At 67.8% G+C, this 20,075-nt stretch carries 18 protein-coding genes; 7 read left to right on the forward strand and 11 right to left on the reverse strand.

What is annotated here, in order from left to right:
- Positions 1-9 precede the first annotated feature (9 nt).
- From K1Y73_RS07080 to K1Y73_RS07110, 7 genes are all read right to left on the reverse strand, one after another.
- Positions 10-591, reverse strand: a complete 582-nt coding sequence (locus K1Y73_RS07080) for an ATP-binding cassette domain-containing protein (RefSeq protein WP_225027504.1) — start codon at positions 589-591, stop codon at positions 10-12.
- A complete protein-coding gene (locus K1Y73_RS07085) occupies positions 588-1,322 on the reverse strand; it encodes an ABC transporter permease (protein WP_225027505.1) in 735 nt (244 codons plus the stop codon). The genes K1Y73_RS07080 and K1Y73_RS07085 overlap by 4 nt, the downstream gene beginning before the upstream one ends.
- Entirely contained in the window at positions 1,319-2,221 is a 903-nt protein-coding gene (locus K1Y73_RS07090) for a substrate-binding domain-containing protein (RefSeq protein WP_225027506.1), read from the reverse strand. The genes K1Y73_RS07085 and K1Y73_RS07090 overlap by 4 nt, the downstream gene beginning before the upstream one ends.
- A gap of 1 nt (position 2,222) precedes the next feature.
- A complete protein-coding gene (locus tag K1Y73_RS07095; RefSeq protein WP_225027507.1) occupies positions 2,223-3,227 on the reverse strand; it encodes a class I SAM-dependent methyltransferase in 1,005 nt (334 codons plus the stop codon).
- Positions 3,221-5,317 (reverse strand): TonB-dependent receptor, encoded by a 2,097-nt coding sequence (locus K1Y73_RS07100; RefSeq protein ID WP_225027508.1) that lies wholly within the window; start codon positions 5,315-5,317, stop codon positions 3,221-3,223. The genes K1Y73_RS07095 and K1Y73_RS07100 overlap by 7 nt, the downstream gene beginning before the upstream one ends.
- Positions 5,318-5,406: 89 nt before the next feature.
- Positions 5,407-6,327 (reverse strand): AraC family transcriptional regulator, encoded by a 921-nt coding sequence (locus K1Y73_RS07105; RefSeq protein ID WP_225027509.1) that lies wholly within the window; start codon positions 6,325-6,327, stop codon positions 5,407-5,409.
- A 183-nt stretch (positions 6,328-6,510) separates the two neighbouring features.
- Positions 6,511-7,956 carry an aldehyde dehydrogenase family protein gene (locus K1Y73_RS07110; protein WP_225027510.1) on the reverse strand — a complete coding sequence of 482 codons (1,446 nt, stop codon included), beginning with the start codon at positions 7,954-7,956 and terminating at the stop codon, positions 6,511-6,513.
- Positions 7,957-8,072: 116 nt separating this feature from the next.
- Here K1Y73_RS07110 and K1Y73_RS07115 point away from each other — a divergent pair, with 116 nt between their 5' ends.
- The 5 genes from K1Y73_RS07115 to K1Y73_RS07135 all read left to right on the forward strand — a co-directional run bounded on the left by K1Y73_RS07115 (position 8,073) and on the right by K1Y73_RS07135 (position 12,891).
- Positions 8,073-8,861 carry an SDR family oxidoreductase gene (locus tag K1Y73_RS07115; protein ID WP_225027512.1) on the forward strand — a complete coding sequence of 263 codons (789 nt, stop codon included), beginning with the start codon at positions 8,073-8,075 and terminating at the stop codon, positions 8,859-8,861.
- 15 nt (positions 8,862-8,876) lie between these two features.
- Entirely contained in the window at positions 8,877-10,526 is a 1,650-nt protein-coding gene (locus tag K1Y73_RS07120) for a thiamine pyrophosphate-binding protein (RefSeq protein ID WP_225027514.1), read from the forward strand.
- Positions 10,527-10,540: 14 nt separating this feature from the next.
- Entirely contained in the window at positions 10,541-10,873 is a 333-nt protein-coding gene (locus K1Y73_RS07125) for a cupin domain-containing protein (protein ID WP_225027515.1), read from the forward strand.
- 60 nt (positions 10,874-10,933) lie between these two features.
- Positions 10,934-11,626: a GntR family transcriptional regulator gene (locus tag K1Y73_RS07130; protein WP_225027516.1), complete on the forward strand. Its 693-nt coding sequence runs from the start codon at positions 10,934-10,936 to the stop codon at positions 11,624-11,626.
- 83 nt (positions 11,627-11,709) lie between these two features.
- On the forward strand, positions 11,710-12,891 hold the full coding sequence (locus K1Y73_RS07135; RefSeq protein WP_225027517.1) for a diaminopropionate ammonia-lyase: 1,182 nt from the start codon (positions 11,710-11,712) through the stop codon (positions 12,889-12,891).
- Positions 12,892-12,929: 38 nt separating this feature from the next.
- Here K1Y73_RS07135 and K1Y73_RS07140 read toward each other — a convergent pair whose 3' ends face one another.
- Positions 12,930-13,856 (reverse strand): LysR family transcriptional regulator, encoded by a 927-nt coding sequence (locus K1Y73_RS07140; protein ID WP_225027518.1) that lies wholly within the window; start codon positions 13,854-13,856, stop codon positions 12,930-12,932.
- Between the two features lie 255 nt (positions 13,857-14,111).
- Between K1Y73_RS07140 and K1Y73_RS07145 the strand changes: the two genes are divergently transcribed.
- On the forward strand, positions 14,112-15,077 hold the full coding sequence (locus K1Y73_RS07145; RefSeq protein WP_225027519.1) for a 2-hydroxyacid dehydrogenase: 966 nt from the start codon (positions 14,112-14,114) through the stop codon (positions 15,075-15,077).
- Positions 15,078-15,146: 69 nt separating this feature from the next.
- Here the strand turns inward: K1Y73_RS07145 and K1Y73_RS07150 are convergent, their stop codons facing one another.
- The 3 genes from K1Y73_RS07150 to K1Y73_RS07160 are packed head-to-tail and all read right to left on the reverse strand — an operon-like array spanning position 15,147 to position 18,863.
- Positions 15,147-17,486: a xanthine dehydrogenase family protein molybdopterin-binding subunit gene (locus K1Y73_RS07150; RefSeq protein WP_225027520.1), complete on the reverse strand. Its 2,340-nt coding sequence runs from the start codon at positions 17,484-17,486 to the stop codon at positions 15,147-15,149.
- On the reverse strand, positions 17,483-17,983 hold the full coding sequence (locus tag K1Y73_RS07155; RefSeq protein ID WP_225027521.1) for a (2Fe-2S)-binding protein: 501 nt from the start codon (positions 17,981-17,983) through the stop codon (positions 17,483-17,485). The genes K1Y73_RS07150 and K1Y73_RS07155 overlap by 4 nt, the downstream gene beginning before the upstream one ends.
- A gap of 7 nt (positions 17,984-17,990) precedes the next feature.
- The gene (locus K1Y73_RS07160) at positions 17,991-18,863 is read right to left on the reverse strand and encodes an FAD binding domain-containing protein (protein ID WP_225027522.1); all 873 of its coding nucleotides are present in this window, start codon (positions 18,861-18,863) and stop codon (positions 17,991-17,993) included.
- A 171-nt stretch (positions 18,864-19,034) separates the two neighbouring features.
- On the opposite strand from K1Y73_RS07160, the gene K1Y73_RS07165 reads away from it, so the two are divergent.
- Positions 19,035-20,036 (forward strand): TRAP transporter substrate-binding protein, encoded by a 1,002-nt coding sequence (locus K1Y73_RS07165; RefSeq protein ID WP_225027523.1) that lies wholly within the window; start codon positions 19,035-19,037, stop codon positions 20,034-20,036.
- Positions 20,037-20,075 lie beyond the last annotated feature (39 nt).

Raw genomic sequence — 20,075 nt, forward strand, 5'->3', positions numbered from 1 at the left:
GTCCTTTCTTCAGGTAAGGCAGATCGCCGGGGCTTCCGGCACGATCAGCCGGGCGGGATCATGGCTGATCTCGACCAGCGCAAAACCATCTTGGGCGCGCTGCTGGCAGATCAGGTCGCGGGCACGGGTCCAGGCCGGGCGATCAAGCCCGCCCAGCGCTTCGTCCAGCAGCAGGATCTCGGGGCGGATCAGCAGGGCGCGGATCAGCGCCACGCGCTGGGCCTGGCCCTTCGACAGGCTGGCGGCACGGGCGCCCTGCAGGGCCTGCATCTCCAGCGCGGCCAGCATCGCGTCGGCCTGGTGGCGGGCCTTCGGGGCGATGAACAGAAGGTTCTCCAGCACCGAAAGATGCGGCAGCAGCCGCGGCTCGGCAAAGGCCATGCCGACCCGGCGCGGCAGGATCAGGCCGCGGCCCGCGCTGGGGCGCTGCAGCCCGGCGATCACGCGCATCAGGCTGGTCTTGCCCGCCCCGCTGGGCCCGGTCAGGCGCAGGCTTTCGCCGCGGCGCAGGGTCAGCGACAGGTCGCGGAACAGCGGGCCGGGGCGGCCCGGGTAGCGCAGGCTGATGCTGTCGGCCGAAAACAGGATCATCGCCGCCGCCTGTCTCGGGTCAGGGCGGAAAGTCCGGCCTCGGCCAGTCCGATCAGCGCCAGAATCACAAGGACCAGCGCGAACAGCCGGTCGGTCTGCAGCCAGCCCTGCGCGCGCTGCACCGCGGCCCCCAGACCCTCGGCCCCCGACAGAAGTTCGGTCAGCAGCGTGACCCGGATCGCATTGGCAACGGCGATGCGCAAGGCGGGCCCCAGCGCCGTCCACAGGGCCGGGCCGATGATCCGGTGCAGCCGGCGCCGCAGCGGCAGGCGGAACAGCCGTGCCATCTCGTCCAGCTGCGGGTCGACCGCGCCCATGCCCTGGCCGATCGCGATCTGGAAGACCGGCACCAGCAGCGCCGCGACGGTCAGGATCGCCGTCGTGCTGCCGCCGTCGAACCACAGGATGCACAGGATCGCCAGGACAGGCGCGGGCAGGCCCATCAGGATCAGCCGCGCCGGGGCCAGCAGCGCCGTCACGACCGGCCAGCGCCAGCCCGCAAGGCCAAGCGGCGCGCCGATGGCGAAGGCCAGCACCAGGCCGGCGGTGGCCCGGCCCAGGCTGGGCAGCAGGGTGACGGACCAGAAGGCCGGATCGGTGGCCAATTGGCCAAGCGCGATTGCAACCGCCCCCGGCCCGGGCAGCACCGCGGGCAGGTTCGCGCCCGCGGCAAGCGACCAAAGCAGCACAATCGCCGCAAGGCCGACCAGAAAGGCCAGTTTCGCGCTCATTTCCCGTAGAAGTCCGGGCCCGGCAGCGCGCCGCCGATGGCGGCGGGTTCGATCGCAAGGATCTCGGCATAGAACCCTTCCAGAACAGCGGCGTGTTCGGGCAGCGGAAGGTCGATGGCATGAAGGCGGCTGAACCCTTCGCCGGCCTGCGCCAGATCGGGGAAATGGGCGGCCAGCAGCCGGGCGGCCTGGCCCGGATCGGCCGCAAGATCGGCGAAAGCCGCATGATAGGCGGCCAGGATCGCGGGCCGGTCGGCGAAGGCGGGATTGACGATCACCACCCCTGCGGGCGGGCAATCGGCCAGCGCCGTCGCACCTTGCCACAAGACGCAGATCTCGGCCCGGCGGCTCAGCCCCGGGTCTTGCGCCAGGGCCAGCGTGGCCAGGGGCTCGGCCAGCAGCGCCGTCTCGACCTGATCGGCCAGCAACAGCTGCAGCCCGGCAACCAGGCTGCCGGTATAGCGCGGCGTCCAGTTGTGATCGCCGGGCGCAGCGATGCGGCGCATCAGCAGATCCGGCAGATAGCCCTTGAACGGCAGCGCCACGGCCGTCCCCTGCAGATCGGCCAGATCCCCGATTGCAGCCCCGCGCCCGACCAGCGCCAGGCTGCCTTCGGTGATCGTGGCCGAGACCGCCCGCACCCCCATTCCGGTCGCATCGAAGATCGCCGCCGTGGGCGCGGGCGCGACCGCCATCAGCGGCGCCTCTGCCGTGATCCGCTTGCGCAGATCCTCGGGGCTGGTCCAGGGGGCGAAGGTGAAGGTCACGCCCTCGACCGGCTGGCGATCGGCCAGCGCGATCAGCGGCGCGCTTTCCCAGATCGGCGGGCCGGAAAGCAGGATGTCTTCCGCCAGGGCGGGCAGCGGCATCAGGGCTAGGAAGAAGGGCAGGGCGCGCATGTCAGGCCTCTTTGCGGGCGGCATCCAGACGGAGACTTCCAAAGGGGGTGGAAAGCAGTTGCGATGTCGCCTGCACCAGCCCGGCACCGGCCATGGCTTCGGCGATCTCGCCCTCGGCGAAGGACACATCGCCCTGCCGCAGCGCCGGCATCAGCCGGCCCAGCACATGTTCGGGCGGGGCGCAGCGCTGATCGGTCAGGTCTTCGTGGAAACTGACCAGAACCCCGCCCGGCGCCAGCCGATCCGCCAGCCGCGCGACCAGATCGGGCAGGCCGCGGTCGTGGAAATACAGCGCCATCGAACACCAGATGATGTCAAAGGGGCCCTCGGGCAGGGCCTGGGTGTAATCGCCCGACAGAACGGTCACCGGCAGATCGGCGGCTTCGGCGCGGATCCGCCGGGCCACCGGCGGCAGGTCGAACAGCGTGATCTGCAGATCGGGGCGACAGTCCAGCAGCCGCGCCGCCAGGGCCGAAGACCCGGGGCCGATCTCCAGCAGGGTTCGGGCGCGGGGCCATTCCGGCAGGCCGGTCAGGCAGGGCGCCGTCGCCTCGGCGGCGACCGCCCGGTGGAAGGCGGCCAGCGAGCGGTGATGGGCATCCCAATGCGCCGCATCGAACAGCCGCGCGCCCGGGGCGACACCGGCGCCCGCGATCAGCGCGCCCAACTGGTCAAGGCCCGCGTGCCGGGTGCGTGCCATCATGCGCAAGGTCTCAACCATATTGCGCGGGCTGGCGGCCGCGACGAAGGGCAGGATGCCGGGCGCGGTGCGAAAGCCCGCATCGCACCGCTCCATGAAGCCCGCCGCGACCAGCGCGCGCAGCGCAAGCGTCAGCGGGCCGACCGGCAGATCCATCCGCTGGCCCAGAAGATCGGGCGGCTGGGGCGTTTCGCACAGGTCGAACACCCCGCTTTCCAGCGCCCAGTCCAGCAGCGCATGGCGGATCGGGCCTTCCAGCGTCTGCAAAAGCAAACCCGCGCCCGACAGGGGGGCCGGGGCTACCACGTCATCTTCCAGTTCAGGCCGATCGTGCGCGGGCTGCCATCTTCCACCACCACACCGCGGATCGTGGCGGCGGCGGCGCTGTAATAGTCTTCGTCTAGCAGGTTCTTCGCCCAAAGCGTCACCTCGCCCGCCCCGACTGTGCGCGAGAGCTCGGCATCCAGCGTCATGAAGCCCTTTTGCCGCACGGTATTGCCGGGATCGAACCAGAACCCGCCCGACCCCTGCAAGCCGACCCGGCCGCGCCAGACCGGACCGTCATGCGACAGGGCAAGGCCCCAGCTGGTGTCCGGCGCCATCGGCAGCGCATTGCCCGACCAGTCGACCGCAACCAGGGACCCGCTGGTCAGATCCATCGCCGAAGTGCGGAACGAGGTTGCCCTTGCGCGCTGCCATCCGGCATTGGCCGCGATCTGCCAGCCGCCGCCCAGGGGGGCGGTCAGTTCCGCCTCGATCCCATAGCTTTTCGCGCGGCCCGCGTTCGAGATGTATTGCGCGGCGCCAGGGATGGTTTCGGTGATCTGCTTGTCCTTCACCGTGGTATGGAATGCGGCAAGGTTCAGCGTGGCGCCCCCGGCGAAGGCGTGCTTCACCCCGATCTCGGCATTCCAGCTGGTTTCGGCGGCATAGGTCAGGCTGTCGGCGCTGTTGGCGAAGCCGTAATTGTAGCCCGCCGGCATATAGCCGCGCGCATAGCTGCCATGAAGCGTGGTGGCGTCGGACAGGTCATAGGCCAGCGTCAGTTTCGGCAGCACCGTGGTCGATCTGTCGCTGCCCTCGTAGCGCAGGCTTGCCAGGGGCGAGGCGAAGCTTTGCCAGGCCTCAGATGCGATATGGTCGACCCGCAGCCCGGCGCCCAGCCGGAACCGGTCGCTTGGCGCATATTCGGCAAAGCCATAGATCGCCGCGCCGGTCTGGTCGATCTCGGTATGGCGGTCGGTCGACAGGGCGCCCAGGTTGAAATCGGCATCGGTGCTTTGCCGGAAGACATTGACGCCCAGCACCCATTTCAGCGGCCCTTCCGTGGTCGAGGTCAGGCGGATCTCTTGCGACAGGCTGCGGTCGCGCAGATCCAGCCCGGTGACGCCAAGGGGCAGGGGCGAGCCGTCGAAATCCAGCACGAAATCGCGGGCGAACGTGGCAAGGCCGGTGATCGCGGTCAGGTCGAAGCCGTCGAAGCTGGTGCCGTATTCCAGCGCGGTGACCGTGCTGCGCCGCCGTTCCCAGGACGGGTCGGAATAGACGCTTTCATAGCGCCCGGTGGCCAGCGGACCCGAGATGTAGCGGAACTGTTCCTTGTTGAACTTCTGGTCCTCGGCCAGCGTGGTCAGGCGCAGGGAACCGCCCTCCTGCAGATCCCATTCCGCCGCCGCAAAGCCGGTCATGCGGCGGGATTTGCCGCCATCTTCTGCGCCGGTCACCGGGTTTGCGATCACGCCCGGATCGCGGGCGAATTCCAGCCCGAAGGCAAGGGCGGGGCCGCGATCCGCCTGACCCGACCACAGGATCGACCCGTTTCCGCCCAGCGGCGCCGCCCCGGCATCCGATCCCGACAGGCCCAGGTTGATCTCGCCCCCCGTTCGGCTGCCGGGCCGGATCGTGTCGAAGGCCAGAAGCCCGGCTTCCGAATTGCGCCCGAAGGTGGTGCCCTGCGGCCCCTTCAGCAGCGTCACGGTTTCGGCTCCGAAGAAATGCGGCAATTGGATCGTGCCCATCGGCAGCGCGACGCCGTTCACCAGATAGCCGACCGGATCGGACAGCGCATTGTCGAAGGCCGACATGCCGCGCACCACCAGCCGCTCTTGCGAATTCGCGCGCTGGAAGACGGTATTGGCCGAACGCCCGGCCAGAATGCCCAGATCGGCCGCGACGGGCCGCGCCAGATCGCCTGCCTCCAGCACCGTCGCGGTGGCTGCGGATTTCCGGGCCAGTTCTTCCCATAAATTGCTGAACAGCGTGATCTGGCCCAGATGCAGCGGCGCCTCGTCTTGGGCGAGGGCCAGGCCAGGGGGCAGGCCGGTGGCCAGGGCGGTGGACAGGCTGCACAGCGCGATGCGGCGCAGGACCCGTTGGGGGGAAGAGGTTCGGAACATGGCAGGCCTCCTTTTCAGGGGCTGGTGCCATGGCGGGCGGCGGGATTCTTGTAACTGACGAAAATACTCTTGAATTTGCCGAAGCCGGGTCAGGTTTTTTCCCTTGCCTGCCGCCGCCAGTCGGTTGCCGTCATGCCGTGGCGCCGGCGGAAGGCGTTCGACAGGTGGCTTGCATCGGAAAAGCCGCAATCCGCGGCAATTTCGGTGAAGCTGCGCTCGGTGTGGCGGATCAGCCCTTCGGCCGCTGTCAGCCGCAGCTGGCGCAGATGTTCGAACACCGTCATGCCGGTCGCCGCGCGATAGATCTGGTTCAGCGTGACATGGCTCATCCCGGCTTCCTGCGCGATCTCGGACATGGTGACCGGCTGGGCCAGCCGCTCGGACAGAAAGGCCTGCAGGCGGGCGATCAGCAGATCATGATCGCCGCCCGGCTGGCCGTTGGCCGGCGCGGCGGCGATCTCTTCCAGCGCATGGCCGATCAGCGCCAGGCACTGGCCTTCCTTGCGCAACAGCGCCGCCGGATCGCTGCGCCCGTCCAGCAAGGTTTGCAGCGTCGCCGTTCCGGGCACGGGCAGGCGCAGACGGCGGAAGGGGGCCGAGGGCGGCAGCAAAGGCGCCAGCATCGCCGCCAGGGCCGGGGAAAGCCCCGAAACCGACAGTGCGATGACAAGGTTCGAGCAGCCCTCGCCCTTCTCGACGATCCGCTGCAGCCGCCTGCCGCCCGACCGGATGATCCAGCCCTCGCCGCCGGTCATCGCATGCGCCTTTCCCTGCGGGTCGATCAGCAGCATGCGGCCCGACAGGTTGAAGGCCAGGATCAGCTGATCCTCGGGGCGGCGGATGTCGTCATCATGGCGGATCGCGGCCGAGAAATGGCTGTGGGCCAGCACCAGCCCCGGATTGATCCGCATCACATCGACATGCGTGCTGCGGTTCAGCCCCGGCAGGGTGACCGAGGTCGGGCTGCCCGTCTCGTGCGGGGTGAAGCGATGCGGTTCGATCAGGTTCATTTCTGCCCCGCGGCGGGTTTGGACGGGGGCGGCCCGCGCTGCCGGATGGGACAGAATAATAACTGATTGGAATAGTCAAGAATACGCCGCCCGGCCCGGGTCCGGTGTTCCGGGTTCCGGGTTCCGGGTCGCGCGGCGCGAGCGGCAGCGCGCCCGGTGCTGACCGGGCGCGCCCAAATCTGCTCAGCTGCCGAAGCGCACGCAGATGTTCTTGATCTGCTGATAGGTGGCAATCGCCTCCAGCCCCTTCTCGCGGCCAAAGCCCGACAGCTTGTAGCCGCCGAAGGGGAACTCGACATCCAGCCCGATCCCGAAGGCATTCACCCAGACCTGACCCACGCGCAGATCCTGCGCCAGTCGCATGGCATGGTCGATCGAGCCGGTATGAATCCCCGCCACCAGGCCGAAATCGGAATCATTGGCCATCGCGATCGCCTCGTCCGGCGTGTCGAAGGGAATGACGCTGAGGATCGGGCCAAAGATCTCCTCACGCGCGATCCGGGCCTGATTGGTCACGCCCACCACCAGCGCCGGGCGCACATAGGCGCCGTTCTGCAAGGCCGGATCCTGAGGCAGCTCGGCGCCCATCAGCAGCTCGCCCTCGCTTTGCGCCAGGTCGTAGAACCGTTCGACATCGGCCTTGTGACCGGCATTGATCACCGGCCCCATGTCGGGATCCTGGGTCGCCTGGCCCAGGCGCAGGCCCTTGATATGGTCATGCAGCCGCGCGACCACCGCGTCATGGGCGCGGCGTTCGACCAAAAGCCGCGTGCCCGCATTGCAGACCTGCCCGGCATGGGTCAGGAACCCGCCGGCAATGATCGGCAGCGCCTTGTCCATATCCGCATCGGCAAACAGGATCTGCGGCGACTTGCCGCCCAGTTCCATGCTGCAGGGAATGGCATGCGTCGCCGCCGCCTGCAGCACCCGCGTGCCGGTCGGGACCGAGCCGGTGAAGGTGATCTGGTCGACGCCCCGGTGCCGGGCCAGCGCATCGCCGATCACCGAGCCGCGGCCGTTTACCAGGTTCACCTGGCCGTCGGGCAGGCCGGCCTCGCGGCAGATCTTCACGAATTCATAGGCGCTCATCGGCGTGTCGCTGGCGGGCTTGATCACCACCGCGCAGCCCGCGGTCAGGGCGGGCGCCACGCCGCGCGCGATCAGCTGGAACGGATAGTTCCACGGAATGATCTGCAGCGAGACGCCGATCGCATCGCGCACCGTCCAGTCCATGATGCCGCGGCCCAGCGGGATCGAGCTGCCATGCTGCTTGTCGGCCACGCCGGCGTAATACTCGAAGAACCGCGCCGAACAGTCGACTTCCCAATAGGCATCGCGCAGGGGCTTGCCGCTGTCGCGGCTTTCCAGCCGGGCGATGTCATCGCGCCGTTCCAGCATCAATTCCCCGATCCGGCGCAGGATGCGGGCCCGTTCGAAGGGGCGCATGCGCAGCCAGGGGCCCGCGTCAAAGGCCTGGCGCGCCGCCGAGACGGCCAGATCGACCTCGGTCAGCCCGGCCCGCGCATAGCTGCCGATCGCGCTTCCGGTCGAGGGATCAAAGGATTCGGCGGCGCCGTCCGAGGCCTCTGCGATCTCTTTGCCGCCGATGACCAGTGGAATGTGTTGCATCTGGGTATCTCCTGTCGAACAGTGTCAATGTGTATACAGTTACGCCGTACTTGTCGACAAGAATTGACTTTGTGTGTGAGATGTGGGTTAAGCTGCGGCAAGCTTAGGGAGACCAAATGAAAACCGGACTGAATGGGAAGGCGGCCCTTGTCACCGCCGGCGCACGCGGGCTTGGCCGGGCTTCGGCCTTCGCGCTGGCGGAAGAGGGCGCAAGAATTGCCGTGGCCGGCCGCGATCTGCAGCGGATGGCCGGGCTGGAAGCCGAATTGCGGGCCGCCGGCGCGGCCGATGTGCGCCTGGTGCGGATCGACCTGGCCGAGCGCGCCTCGATCGCGGCGGGGGTGGAAGAGGTGGTCCAGGCCTTTGGCGGGCTGGATGTCCTGGTCGCCAATACCGGCGGTCCCTCGTCGGGTCCGTTCATGGATTTCGACCGGGACGCCTGGCAATCGGCGCTGGATGAAACCTTCCTGCCGCTGGTCGATCTGTGCCGGGCCGCGCTGCCCGCGCTTGCCCGCTCGGGCCGGGGCCGGATCATCTTTGTCACCACGGTGGGCGTCAAAGTCGTGCAGCCGAACATGGTGCTGTCGGATTCGATCCGGCTTGCCACCGTCGGCATGGCGAAATCGCTGTCGATCGAATTCGCGGCCGAAGGCGTGACCGTCAACTGCCTGTGCCCCGGTCCCTTCGGCACCGACCGGATGGAATACCTCGTCACCTCCTCGATGCAGCGCGACGGGCTGGACCGCAAGGCGGCCGAGGCGCTGTGGCTGGGCGAGGTGCCCGTGGGCAAATTCGGCGATCCCCAGGATTTCGGCGCCATGGTCGCCTTCCTTGCCTCGGATCGCGGCTCTTTCATCACCGGCACGGCCATCGCGCTCGATGGCGGCAAGTCCCGCGCCTATTAAGAACTGGATCGTCCCATGCTTGACAATTTTCCCGCCGCCGATGGTGGCACCGCCCTGGTCGCCTGGCTGAAATCCGCCGGGACGGAACATGTGTTTTCCGTCTCGGGCGGGCCGATCAACCCGGTCTATCGCGCCTGCGCCGAGTTGGGCGTTCAGCTTGTGCATTGCCGCCACGAGGCCGCCGCCTGCTATATGGCCGAGGCCCGCGCCCGGGTGAATGGCAAGCTGGGCGTGGCGATGGTGACCCTGGGGCCGGGCGTCACCAATGCGGCGACCCCGGCGATCGTGTCCAGTCTTGGCGGCACGCCGCTTCTGATCATCGGCGCGCAATCCAGCACGGCGGTCACCGATCGCGGCGCGGGCATGACCTTCGACGTGCTGCCCGCGATGCGCGCGGTCACGAAATGGGCCGGCCGTTGCACCGATCCGCGCCGCCTGCAGGAATATCTGGACATGGCCTGGCGCCATATCTGGGCCGGGCGCCCGGGGCCGGTCTTCCTGGAAGTGCCGACCGACATCCTGCATGCGCCGATCGAGGACCATTACCGCAGCCAGCTGCCGCCGCCGCCGGCGAAACCCGGTCTGCCCGGCATCTGCGCCGGCGACCGGCAGGCGTTCGAGACGCTGCTGGCCGATGCCAGGCGCCCGATCCTGCTTCTGGGCGACGATGTATTCTTCAATCCCAGCGACCGGCTGGCCGAAGCGGTGGAGAAGCACCATCTGCCCTTCTTCACCCTGCGCCTTGCGCGCGGCGCGCTGGATGAACGCCACCCGCTTTGCGCGGGGCCCGGCTATGTGCCCTGCAATGCCGCGCTGAAGCGCGCGCTGGCGGAATCGGATCTGGTCATTCTGGTCGGCCACCATTTCGAATTCGATCTGGGTTTTGGCGCCGGGCTGGGCGAGGCGACCAAAGTGGTGCAGGTCGCCACCGATGCGGTTCTGCTGCATCGCAACCGCCGGGCCGACATCGCCTTCAACACCAGCGCCTTCCACTTCCTCTGGCTTCTGGCCGAGGCCGCGGCGGCGCCCTCTGACCGGGCCTGGGGCCAGGCGCTGGTTGCCGAATGGCAGGCCGAGCGGGCCGCCCAGGCCGGCGAGAACGGGCCCGAGGGGCTGCATCCGATCAATGCCATCGATGCCGTGACCGACGCCGCGCCCGAGGACACGATCTTTGTCACCTCGCATGGCAATGTGGATTTCTGGGCCGATGGGCGCATCCAGGTGAAGGCCCCGGGCCGCTATCTGCGCGCCGGCCAGTCGGGCACGCTGGGCGCCGAGGTGCCCTATGGGCCGGGCGCGCGCTTTGCCGATGGCAAGGCGCCGGTCGTCGTGTTCGTGGGCGATGGCGGCGTGGGCTTCCATGTGACCGAACTGGACACGGCCGAGCGCTACGACGCGCCGGTGATCATCGTCGTCCTGGATGACGAGATGTGGGCCGCGATCTCTTTGCCGCAGGAAATGACCTATGGCACGACCTGGGAAATGAACCTGCCCCGCCGCGACTGGGCAGGGGTGGCGCGGGCGCTGGGCGGCAAGGGCTGGCTGGCGCGCAGCGAGACCGAAATCGCCGAGGCGCTGCGCGCGGCCATTGCCTCGGGCAAACCCGCGATCATCCAGGTGCCGGTCCGCAGCGTGATCAGCCCCTATATGAAATCCATTTCCTGAGCAGGGAGAAGACAATGCAGATCTGGAAAGACGGCGCAGCCGAAGGCGTGGTGCCTCCGAACCATTTCGGGAATTTGCGGACCCTGGACGTGGTGCCGTTCAAGGGCCGGAATTTCGCGGTTCAACTGTCGCGCGCGCCCAAGGGCGGCGGGGGCGAGTTGCACAGCCATCCCGACTGGTCACAGGTGTTTTTCGTCATGAAAGGCGCGCTGACATTCGATACCGGCGCCGAGCGTTTCACCCTGACCGCCGGAGAAGCGGTGCTTTTCGAGCCCAATGATCCACACTATACCATCAATGAGGCCGACGAAGAGTCCGTCAGCCTTGTGATCACGGTGCAACAATAGTCGCCAGGCCCGAAGGCCTGCCCCGACAAGATCAGAAACGCGTCAGTTCAGTGAGGCAACTTGACTTTGCACGAGAAAGCCGGAGCCAAGGCGTCATCCGAGGAAATCGTCCAGATCCTTGAAGACGATATTCTGAACGGGCGTTTGCCGCCTGGGACGAAGCTTGACGAGCAGGCGCTCGCCAATCGGTTCAACGTCTCGCGCACCCCCGTGCGCGAGGCGATCCGGGAATTGTCGGCCAACAACCTGGTCGAGGTGCGCCGCAATCTTGGCGCAACGGTCAAGACCCTGACCGCGGCCGAGGTGATCGACATGTTTCTGGTGCTGGCCGAGCTGGAAGGCCTGGCCGCCCGGCTGTGCGCGCGGCGGATGTCGATCGAAGAGATCGAAGAGGCCCGCGCCTGCAACCGGGCCTGTGCCGAGGCCGCGGCCAACAATGACTATGCCGGGTTCCTGGCCGCGAATGCCGAATTGCATGCGCTGATCCAGCGCGGCGCGCGCAGCCAGTTTCTGGCGACCGAAGCCGCGAAACTTGGCAAAAGGCTGGCCGGCTATCGCCGGGCGATCACCCATCCGCGCCAGATGGCCAGCTCGCTTGACGTGCATGAACGCATCCTCAGCGCGATCTCGGCCGGGGATGAGGCGGCGGCGCAATCGGCGATGCGGGCGCATGTCGATGTGATCGCCGGATCGGCGGCCGATATCGTCATGGCGCTGGGCAATGCGCCCACGGCCAAGCGCGACATCGGCTAGGCGGACCTTCCGCAAGCGACAGGACAAGAAGCCGGCGGGGCTGCCCTCGCCGGGTGGTGAGATGCATTCCTATGGACAGAGCCATGACCGGATCCCGACTGATTTCCAACACCATGCCCGAACACGGCCAGCCCCTGACCGAAACCGAAAGCCAGATCGCCGGCAAGGCCGGTCCGGCGCGGGTGCGGGTGATGCTGGGCGCCTTTCCCGATTACGCCCCCACGCCGCTGGTCGACCTGCCCGACAGCGCCTCGCGCTTCCGGGTTGGCGCGGTGATGCTGAAGGATGAAAGCGGCCGCTACGGTCTGGGCAGCTTCAAGGCGCTGGGCGGGGCCTATGCCGTCGCGCGGCTACTGCAGGCGCAGCTGTCGGACCAGCTGGGCCGCATGGTGGCGCCGGAAGAGCTGTTGACGCCCGAGATCCGCGCGCTTGCCGCCAGGATCACCGTCTGCTGCGCCACCGATGGCAATCACGGCCGCTCGGTCGCGCGGGGGGCCAGCCTGTTCGGCTGCCGCTGCGTTATCTATCTGCATGCCGGCGTCAGCACGGGCCGCGAGGCGGCCATCGCGCAATTCGGCGCCGAAATGCGCCGGGTTCCGGGCAATTACGACGATTCCGTCGCCGAGGCGCGCCGGGTGGCCGAGGCCGAAGGCTGGCTGCTGGTGTCGGATTTCTCGTCGGAAGGCTATGAAGAGATCCCGGGCCTGGTGATGCAGGGCTACACGATCATGATGGACGAGATCCTGGCCGAAGCCCCCGCGCCCTTCACCCATGTCTTCGTCCAGGCGGGCGTCGGCGGGCTGGCGGGCGTGGTCTGCGGCTATTTCCACGATGTGCTGGGCGCCAGCCGCCCGCGCACCATCGTGGTCGAGCCGGATCTTGCGCCCTGTCTGCAGGCCAGTGCGGCGGCGGGCCGTCTGGTTTCGGTGCCGGCGGGCGCACCCACCGTCATGGCGATGCTGGAATGTTACGAGCCTTCGCTGGCCGCCTGGCGGATCGTCGCGAAAAGCGCCGATGATTTCCTGCTGATCAGCGATGCCGAGGCGGTGGCCGGGCTGCGCCGGCTGGCGGGCGAAAAGGCCGGCGACCGCGGGCTGGTGATCGGCGAGTCGGGCGCTTCGGGCTATGCCGCGCTGCAGGTGGCGGCCGATGACCCGGATCTGCGGGCGCGACTGGGGCTGGACCGCACGTCCAGGGTCTTGCTGATCGGCACCGAAGGCGCCACCGACCCCGAAGTCTATCAGGCGCTGCTGGGCCAGGCCTGATCCGGCAGCGGGCGGCCCGCGCGCCCGGGCCCCATGGGCTAGATCCCGGCCGGCGGCGCCGTGCTGCCGGTCGGCTGAAAGAACCCGGTCACGAAGCTGTGGAAGGCCTGGGCCGGCGGCCGCAGGCTTTGACCGCGCAGATGCAGGGCGCAGATGCTGACCGGCGCCAGCGTTTCGCGGATCGGTCGGGCAATGACCTGGCGCCCGTCATAGGTTGCCGAAGTGTCGGGCAGCGCGTTGTGGATGGTATAGCCGCGACCCTGCCCGACCAGGCCCCGGATCAGTTCGAACGAGGTTGATCTGTAGGCGATGGCCGGGGTGATGCCCGCGGCCTTGAACAGCGACAGGAAGTAGTCGCGGGTGATCGGCAGGTCGAGCAGCAGATAGGGCGCCTCGGCCAAGTCGGCCAGGCTGACCGAAGGCGCCGCCGCCAGCGGATGCGAGGCCGGCAGCAGGACGCAGGGCGGCAGCGCCTTGAGGCGGGTGGCGGCGATCTCGGGCGGAAGCCCGTAATCGTAGCCGATCGCAATCTCGTGCCGGCCTTGCAGCAGCCCGTCCAGAATCCCCGCCTGGCTGGCCTCGTCCAGCCGGACCGTCAGCGCCGGCAGGCGTTCCGAAACCTCGGCCAGCAGGCGCGGCAGATAGCGCAGCGCCAATGTGCCAAGACAGCCCACGCGCACCTCGCCCCGGGTCTCGGGCCCGATCTGCCCGACCCGGTCCTGGAACTGGCGGACATGCCCCATCAGGACCTCGCATTCCGCAATGAAGCGGCGGCCGGCGGCGCTGAGCGTCACGCCCCTGGCGTGATGGCGGATGAACAGCTTCGCCCCGACCGCGTGTTCCAGATCGGTAATCGCGGCGGAAAGCGAGGGCTGGGATATTCCCAGATCGCGCGCCGCCTGGGTGATGTTTCCGAATTCGGAAACCGCAATCGCATAGCGCAGCGCCCGGAATGAAAGATGCATTGGCCTTCCCGATCTTTGGCATAGGCAAGAAGTATTTTAGCTGGGGCCCGGTTTGGGCCAACATGGCGTGGCAGTTCGAAAACCTGCGCGGCCGCGGCGATGTGTCAGGGCCCGGGCCTGAAGCGCGATTGCGCGGCGCCGGGCCGGGCGCAACCGCGGCAGACCCCGGCGCCCTGGCCCGGCCCCGCCCCTCTGTGCCCGGCGCCTTCGCCCCGCCGCGGGCGGCGATCCTTCCTTGACTGAATGAGAGACCGCATGACTGATCCTTCCCCATCCCCGACTGATGCCGCCCCCGGCGCGCTGGTCTTCTATTCTGAATTCGACGACCCCGAAGAGTGGCGCGCGGCGCTGCTGGCGCAGATGCCCGATCTGGATTTCCGGGTCTGGCCCGATATCGGCAACCCCGACGAGGTGCGCACGGTTTTCGCCTGGCTGCCGCCGAAAGGCTTTTTCAGCCAGTTCCGCAACCTGACCCAGGTCATCAATCTGGGCGCGGGTGTCGATGCGCTGGTCGGGCGCGATGACCTGCCGGATCTGCCGATCTCGCGCCTGTCCGATCCGGGCATGGTGCGGCTGATGTGTTCCTATGTCGCCTTCGGCGTTCTGCGCTTTGCCCGCGACATGGACGATTTCGAAGCGGCCAAGAAGCGGCGCGCCTGGCATTACATCCATCCGCGGCCCCTGCACCGGATCAAGGTTGGCGTGATCGGGCTGGGGGCGCTGGGCGCCTCGGTCGCGCGGGCGATTGCCGATCTGGGCTTTGCGGTCACCGGCTGGGATATCGCGCCGAAAGCGCTGCCGAATGTCACCTGCCTTAGCGGAGAGGCGGGCCGGCTGCAGGTTCTGGGCGGATCCGAGATCGTGGTGAACATGCTGCCCCTGACCCCGCAGACGCGCGGGGCGCTGGATGCTGCGGCCTTCGGCGCCATGGCGCAGGGGACGAAATTCATCAATGCCTCGCGCGGGGCGGTGGTGGTCGAGCGCGATCTGATCGCGGCGCTGCAATCTGGCCATCTGGGCGGCGCCCTGCTGGACGTGTTCGAGACCGAGCCCCTGCCGCAGGACCACCCGTTCTGGGACATGGACAATGTCTTCATCACCCCGCATCTGGCCAGCATCACCGTGCCCGAAACCGCGGCGCGCGACGTGGCCGAAAGCATCCGCCGGGTGGCCCGCGGCGAGGCGCCGCTGAACCAGATCAATCCGCGCAACGGGTTCTGAGGGCTGCAGAAAAAGCGAAGGGGGCGCGTGGCCTGCGCGCCCCCTTTCTGCCGTTCGGCCGCGGCGCATTCAGCCGCCTTCCCGCGCCGTCTTCGCCAGATGCCACAGGACGCTGGCCGTCAGCGGCGTGCCCGTCACCCCGATATCCAGCGCATGGGTCACGGCATTGGCAATCGCCGCCGGCGGCCCGATCGCCCCGCCTTCGCCCAGGCCCTTGGCGCCCAGCGGGGTCAGGCTGGTCGGGGTTTCGAAATGATGCACCTCGATCATCGGGATCTCGGGCGCCTGCGGCATCAGGTAATCGGCGAAGCTGGTGGTCAGGGGCTGGCCTTCCGCGTCATAGACGAAATGCTCCCACAGGGCCGAGCCGATGCCCTGCACCACGCCGCCCCGCACCTGGCCGTCGACGACCAGCGGGTTCAGGATGGTGCCGCAATCCTCGACCACCACATAGCGCAGCAGTTTCAGCTTGCCGGTGCGCAGGTCGATATCCACCACCGCGGCATGGACGGCATTGGAATAGCTGCCATCCTTCGGCCCGTCGACGCTGGCCTCGGCCGCAAGCCCCGGCGCCATGCCTTCGGGCAGCCGGTCGACATTGCGCAGGGCCGAGCGGGCGACATAGGCAAGATCGACGAAACGGTCGGGCTGGTCCGAGACGAAGGCCTTGTTGTCGCCCAGCTGCACGCTGCCCACCGGGGCCTGCAGCAGATGCGCCGCGATGGCGCGCATCTTGCCGGCGATTTCGGTCGCGGCAAGATGCACCGCGCCGCCGCCCAAGGGGCCGCCGCGGCTGCCCCAGGTGCCCACGGAATAGGGCGCGCTGGTATCGCCGTGCCGGACATAGATCCGGTCGGGGGTGATGCCCAGCGCATCCGAGGCGACCTGCGCCATGGTGGTTTCCAGCCCCTGGCCGTGATTTTGCAGCCCCAGGTCGATCAGCACATGGCCATCGGTCATCACCTCCAGCCGCGCCGCGATATAGCCGGTTTCGATCGGCACCCGCCTGCGGGTGAAATCGGGCGTGCCATGCGCCGTCTGCTCGATGAAACAGGCGATGCCGACGCCGATCCGCCGGTTGGGATCGCCCGCGGTCGCGCTGGCACGGGCAAAGTCGGGCGCCAGCAGTTCGCGGGTCTTTTCCAGCGATTCCACGTAAGAGCCGGGGTCGTAGCTGAAGCCCAGCACATTGCGATAGGGGAAGGTCCGGATGATGTTCTTCAGCCGGAAGGCGATGGGGTCCATGCCGATTTCCCGCGCGATATCGTCCATCAGCCGTTCCTGCGAGAACACGGCCGAGGGACGGGCGACGCCGCGATAGGTGCCATTGGGGCATTTGTTGGTGGCAAGGCTGCGGAAGGTCGCCTCATAGGCCTGGAAGTCATAGGGCCCCGGCATCACCTTCGCCGCCATGCCGGATTCGCCGGCCGCCGAGAAGGGATAGGTGGAATAGGCGCCGATATCGACGGTGATATCGGCCTTCAGCCCCAGAAGCCGGCCCTCGGCCGAGACATAGGCCTCAAGCGTGTGGCGATGGTCGCGGGCATGGATCGAGGCCATCAGGTTTTCCCGCCGATCCTCGATCCATTTCACCGGCCGGCCGGTCTGGATCGCGCACCAGGCGACCAGCACCTCTTCGCCGAAGACCTGGCCCTTCACCCCGAAACCGCCGCCGACATCGGGCGCGATCACACGGATGCGGCTTTCGGGCAGGCCCAGTTCCTCGGCGATATAGGTCCGCACCAGATGCGGCATCTGGGTCGAGGACCAGACGGTCAGGAAGCGCTGGCCCGGATCGTATTCGGCCACCACCCCGCGGCCTTCCATCGGCACGCCGGTATGGCGCTGATTGGTATAGGTGCGGCGGATGACATGGGCGGCGGCGGCGCGGGCGGCCTGCAGATCGCCGCCCTTCATCTGCCGTTCCACCCAGGTGTTGTTCTTCCAATGGTCGAACAGCGGCTGGACGGCCGGGTCCAGCGCCTGTTCCATCGTGGTGACCGGATCGAGGAAGTCGAAATCGGCAAACACCATCTCGGCCGCATCCTCGGCCAGATAGGCATCTTCGGCCAGCACCGCCGCGATCGGCTCGCCCACGAAGCGCACCCGGCCCTGGGCCAGAAGCGGCTGTTCGGCATATTGCATCTCGGGGTAGTCCTGATGCGACTTCATCGACAGTTTGCCGATATCCTTGCCGGTGAAGACGGTCACCGCCGGCTCAAGATCGGCCAGCATCGAGGTGTCGACGTCCAGCAGCCGCGCATGCGCGACCTGGGCGCGGACGAATTTCAGATGCAGGCAATTGGCCGGCCGGATGTCGTCGATATAGCGGGCGCGACCCGACAGCAGGCGCGGATCTTCCAGCCGCAGGACACGGGCGCCGATCTGGCGTGGCGTTTCGGCTTTCACTGCGCGGCCTCCGTTTTGGCGGCCAGGGCGTCGCCGATGGTTTCGCGCACCGCCTCGACGATGCCCTGATAGCCGGTGCACCGGCAGATGTTCCCGCTCATCGCCTCGCGGATCTCGTCGTCATCGGGCATCTGGCCGGCGCTGACCTGGGCCTCGACAAAGGGCAGAAGCGCCATCAGGAAGCCCGGCGTGCAATAGCCGCATTGCAGCGCGTGATTGCGGCGGAAGGCCTGCTGCAGCGGATGGGTCGCCTCGGTGCCGCCCAGATCCTCGACGGTGCGGATCGCCCGGCCGTCCATCTGCACGGCGAAGGTCAGGCAGGACAGGCGCGGGCTGCCGTCGACATGCACGGTGCAGCAGCCGCAGGCGCCATGGGCGCAGCCGATATGCACGCCGGTCAGGCCGCAGTCCTCGCGCAGGACATCGGCCAGAAGCCGGCGCGGTTCGGCCTCTACCACATGTTTCCTGCCGTTCACGGTCAATGTGATCCTGGTCATCTTTTCCTCACGGCTGTGCGTTCAGCGCAATGTCACGGGCGCGCTGCAGGGCGCGGCCGGCCAGTTCTCCGATCAGGGCGCGGCGATACTCGGCGCTGACCTGAAAATCCCCGGCGGGCGCGATCAGCCCGGTCACCCTGTCGCCCAGGGCGGCGGCATCCAGCCCGGCCAGGGTCTGGCCCTGCAGGGCGGCTTCGATCTCGGGCAGGCGGATCGGCGTCATCTTCGCCCCGCCGCAGACGGTGGCGGCCCGGCGGATCACGCCGCCTTCATGTTCCAGCACCACCCCGAACGACCCCATCGCGAAATCGCCCAGCCGCTCGCCCAGCTCTTCGAAGGCGCCGCTATGGGCGCCTTGCGGGCAGGGAAAGATCACCGAGACCAGCATTTCGCCGGGCTGCACATCGGTCATATAGGCGCCCTTGAAGAAGTCGCAGGCCGCCACTTCCCGCCGCCCCGCGGTCGAGGCCAGAACGATCCGCGCCCCGTGCAGCACCGCCATGGCCGGCAGTTCCGCGGTGGGATCGGCATGGCACAGGCTGCCGCCAAGGGTGCCGTTGCGCCGGATCGTCGGGTGGCCGATCCAGTGAACCGCCTCAAGCAAGGCCGGAAGGTGCCGGCGGATCAGCGGGTCGGTCAGATAGCGCTCGTGGCGCACCATCGCGCCGACATGCAGCGCGCCCGCCTCTTCCCGGATCTCGTCCAGGCCAAGGTCATTCACATCGACAAGGTGATCGGGCCGGGCCAGGCGCAGGTTCATCATCGGCACCAGGCTTTGCCCGCCCGAGATCGGACGCGCCTCTTCGCCATGTTCGGCCAGCAGCGCCAGGGCATGATCCAGGTCTCGGGCCCGGTGATAGACGAACTCTTTCGGCCGCATTGCCGCTCCTCTCTGCTGCTGCGGGGTCATCGCCCGCTGGCTGTCGGATCAGGTTAGGTCGAGGTCAAATTGTATGCAACATAAAAAACTTTGTAGACACATGCGGGGAATGGGTATTACGCTACCGGCAAGGCGGCACGAGGCCGCCCGCTGAATAACAGGGAGCGCAACATGCGTATACGAACAACGCTGACGGGCGGAATCCTCGCCCTGGTCCTGACCGCCGTGGCTGCGCAGGCGGAAGTCCAGTTGCGGATGGTGGGCGCCTGGGCGCCCGGATTCTCGCCCACGGCCGAGATCGGCAAAAGCTTTATGGAGAACGTCAACCGGCTGGGCGAGGGCAAGGTTTCGATCCAGTTCATCGGCGCCGATGACGTGATGCCGCCGCTGGATCAGCCCGAGGCGCTGGTGAATGGCGTCTTCGACGTCTGGTATGGCGCGCCGAATTACTGGGCCGGCGTGGTGCCGGGCGGCGACATCACCGAATTGTCGCCGGCCAAGATCCCCGATGGCGGCCCCGGCACGCCACTGTACGATTTCCTGGTCGAGGCCTTTGCCGCCAAGGGCGTGCGCTATCTGGGCCATGCCGCGGGCGTGCCGGGCGTTGGCGCGCATTACATGACGACGCGCTTCCCGCTGACCTCGATCGACGATCTGAAGGGCCACCCGGTCCGCGTCACCCCGCTGTCGCGGCATTTCGTGCAGAAGGCCGGCGCCGAGTCGATCACCCTGCCGCCGTCGGAAATCTTCCTGGCGCTGGATCGCGGCACAGTCGATGCGATGACCTGGCCGATCGCCGATGCCTATACCCGCTATGGCTGGCAGGATGTGACCAAATATCTGGTCGATCAGCCGATGTATCGCAGCGGCGGCGGGCTGGCGATGAACCTGGACAAATGGAACGCGCTGGAGCCGGAAATCCAGCAGATCCTGCTGGACAGCGTGAAAGAGACCCAGCTGTTCGCCCAGACCTGGTTTGCCGACAATCAGGATGAGCAGGTCGGGCTGATGAAGGCCGCCGGCATGGAGGTGATCACCCTTGATCCCGCCGAAGCCGAACGCTGGAACCAGGTCGTGGTCGATGCGCTTTGGGCCTATTACGACACGATCTATTCGCCCGAGCAGATCGCCACGATCAAGGATCTGTTCGCAGCGGCCGCCCAAGCCGACTGACGCAGCCGCGGCAGCGGCCCCGCGCTGCTGCCCATCCCC

Origin of the sequence: Xinfangfangia pollutisoli, from assembly GCF_020179405.1 — a bacterium.
Taxonomy (GTDB): Bacteria; Pseudomonadota; Alphaproteobacteria; order Rhodobacterales; family Rhodobacteraceae; genus Pseudogemmobacter; species Pseudogemmobacter pollutisoli.

Bases quoted from the DNA above. Each gene is read 5' to 3' on its own strand.
- K1Y73_RS07110 (WP_225027510.1), bottom strand. From the start codon at position 7,956: ATGCAACACATTCCACTGGTCATCGGCGGCAAAGAGATCGCAGAGGCC.
- K1Y73_RS07125 (WP_225027515.1), top strand. From the start codon at position 10,541: ATGCAGATCTGGAAAGACGGCGCAGCCGAAGGCGTGGTGCCTCCGAAC.
- K1Y73_RS07100 (WP_225027508.1), bottom strand. From the start codon at position 5,317: ATGTTCCGAACCTCTTCCCCCCAACGGGTCCTGCGCCGCATCGCGCTG.
- K1Y73_RS07115 (WP_225027512.1), top strand. From the start codon at position 8,073: ATGAAAACCGGACTGAATGGGAAGGCGGCCCTTGTCACCGCCGGCGCA.
- K1Y73_RS07135 (WP_225027517.1), top strand. From the start codon at position 11,710: ATGACCGGATCCCGACTGATTTCCAACACCATGCCCGAACACGGCCAG.
- K1Y73_RS07140 (WP_225027518.1), bottom strand. From the start codon at position 13,856: ATGCATCTTTCATTCCGGGCGCTGCGCTATGCGATTGCGGTTTCCGAA.
- K1Y73_RS07090 (WP_225027506.1), bottom strand. From the start codon at position 2,221: ATGCGCGCCCTGCCCTTCTTCCTAGCCCTGATGCCGCTGCCCGCCCTG.
- K1Y73_RS07085 (WP_225027505.1), bottom strand. From the start codon at position 1,322: ATGAGCGCGAAACTGGCCTTTCTGGTCGGCCTTGCGGCGATTGTGCTG.
- K1Y73_RS07080 (WP_225027504.1), bottom strand. From the start codon at position 591: ATGATCCTGTTTTCGGCCGACAGCATCAGCCTGCGCTACCCGGGCCGC.
- K1Y73_RS07165 (WP_225027523.1), top strand. From the start codon at position 19,035: ATGCGTATACGAACAACGCTGACGGGCGGAATCCTCGCCCTGGTCCTG.
- K1Y73_RS07120 (WP_225027514.1), top strand. From the start codon at position 8,877: ATGCTTGACAATTTTCCCGCCGCCGATGGTGGCACCGCCCTGGTCGCC.
- K1Y73_RS07145 (WP_225027519.1), top strand. From the start codon at position 14,112: ATGACTGATCCTTCCCCATCCCCGACTGATGCCGCCCCCGGCGCGCTG.
- K1Y73_RS07105 (WP_225027509.1), bottom strand. From the start codon at position 6,327: ATGAACCTGATCGAACCGCATCGCTTCACCCCGCACGAGACGGGCAGC.
- K1Y73_RS07155 (WP_225027521.1), bottom strand. From the start codon at position 17,983: ATGACCAGGATCACATTGACCGTGAACGGCAGGAAACATGTGGTAGAG.
- K1Y73_RS07160 (WP_225027522.1), bottom strand. From the start codon at position 18,863: ATGCGGCCGAAAGAGTTCGTCTATCACCGGGCCCGAGACCTGGATCAT.